The sequence below is a fragment of the Mesorhizobium sp. 2RAF45 genome (assembly GCF_052115225.1).
Classification (GTDB): Bacteria; Pseudomonadota; Alphaproteobacteria; order Rhizobiales; family Rhizobiaceae; genus Mesorhizobium; species Mesorhizobium jarvisii.
On record NZ_JBFRGG010000039.1, the window covers coordinates 1 to 981 of the forward strand.

Annotated in this window: 2 protein-coding genes; both read right to left on the reverse strand. The window is 64.8% G+C overall.

Annotation, left to right across the window (positions count from 1 at the left end; all coding sequences use genetic code 11):
• A partial coding sequence (locus tag AB4Z43_RS33475; RefSeq protein WP_441940991.1) for a TPM domain-containing protein occupies positions 1 to 323 on the reverse strand: 323 nt, incomplete at its 3' end.
• Positions 324 to 327: 4 nt separating this feature from the next.
• A partial coding sequence (locus tag AB4Z43_RS33480) for a TPM domain-containing protein (RefSeq protein ID WP_441940993.1) occupies positions 328 to 981 on the reverse strand: 654 nt, incomplete at its 5' end.

The window sequence follows — 981 nt, forward strand, 5'->3', positions numbered from 1 at the left end:
CCGTTGTTCTCGCCGGCCTGGCCGAGTTTCCAGAAGCGGAACAGCCGGTTGGCATAGGGCTCGATCTCCTCGCCGTCGAGGCTGGGAATCGTCGCCACGACGATCTGGTCGGAGCCCTTGGTCTCGAAGTCGGCGAGTTTTTGTGTCAGCGCCGCCTTGGTGCCGGCATCGATGATACCGGCATTGTCGACGACGCGGCCGGTGAGCGCTGGCAATTCGGCGGCAAAACCCGCGAAACAGGACAACAGCAGCGCCAGAACAGCCAGGACAACGTGGATCGTCGGGTTGAAATAGCCGGGCCTCGGCAGGCGGCGTGTCGGCATGCCGTCACCAGCTTCCCGAGGAGCCGCCGCCGCCGGACGAACCGCCGCCGCCGGAAAAGCCACCGCCGCCCGAAGACCAGCCGCCGCCGGAACTGCCGGAGGACCAGCCGCCGCTTGAGGAGCGCCGGCCGGGCTCGAACGTCATGCCGAGCCAGCGATAGCGGCCGGGTCCAAGCTTCTTGCCGAAGATCGGCGGCAGGATGGAGGCGGCGATGCTGCCGAAGAAGATGATCGCCCAGATGCTGATGAAAATGGCGAAGAACAGGTCGTCGGAATTGAACGGCGCCTGCTGGTTGCGCTTGCCGCGCGCTTCCAGTTCCTCGGGATGACCTTCCAGCACCATGACCATGTCGTCGACAGCCTTGGAGATGCCGCCTGGGAAATCGCCGGCGCGGAACGCCGGCACCATGTCGTTCTCGATGATCAGCTTGGTGTGCAGGTCGGTCAGCGTGCCTTCCAGCCCATAGCCGACCTCGATGCGCATCTTGTGGTCGTTCTTGGCGACCAGCAGAAGCACGCCGTTGTTCTCGCCGGCCTGGCCGAGTTTCCAGAAGCGGAACAGCCGGTTGGCATAGGGCTCGATCTCCTCGCCGTCGAGGCTGGGAATCGTCGCCACGACGATCTGGTCGGAGCCCTTGGTCTCGAAGTCGGCGAGTTT